We start from the raw sequence: 639 nt of genomic DNA, 5'->3' as shown, positions 1-639 counted from the left end.
AAGTTCATATCTTTCAACTGATTTATTATTTCATTTGTTGTGAATTTGTTATCCAGTTTCTTTTCCAGATATCTATACAAAACGAGAGCCAGAAAACAAGTAGTAAAGTGTGCTTTAATTCGGTCATTTCTGCGAAGGAATACAGGTCTAGCTTTAAATTCACTTTTCATAATCCTAAAGCATTCTTCAATCTCCCAGCGCTGATGATTGATTTTAGCAATTGTTGACACCTCTTCTTCTAGATTTGTACATACAGCATAAAAACCGTCATACATAGCCTCTTTCGCGATGGCTTTTTCATCAAGACTATAGACAGCTTTTTCAGCAACTTCGCCATCATTAGTAACCTTGGTAGCACAGATGAAGCGTTTATAATCATTCTGTCTTTTTTTATCGATACTCTTTGGATTACTGCTAATAAGTTTGACTGCACGCTCGAGTTGTCTGGTTCTGATTTGTTGCTGATAATCACGGTATTTCAGAGAATATGTTACAATCAGTTTTTGTTCAATCCCATCTTCTTTAATCCATCTTTCCTTGTAGAAAGTCACATTTTTGAATGCCTCATAGAGCCTCTGATCCTTATCAAATATTCTGATGTCAAATGATTTACCAGATGAAGAGTGAATCCACCCTTCA

At 35.4% G+C, this 639-nt stretch carries 1 protein-coding gene; it reads right to left on the bottom strand.

Annotated features, from left to right (window positions below; all coding sequences use genetic code 11):
- Positions 1-639, bottom strand: a 639-nt coding sequence (locus QMG30_RS24790; RefSeq protein WP_281819910.1) for an IS1634 family transposase, incomplete at both ends; no start/stop codon positions are given.

The organism is Vallitalea longa (assembly GCF_027923465.1).
GTDB lineage: Bacteria > Bacillota > Clostridia > Lachnospirales > Vallitaleaceae > Vallitalea > Vallitalea longa.
Note: the sequence above shows the minus strand (reverse complement) of the source record. Positions and strands in the feature narration are given on the sequence as shown.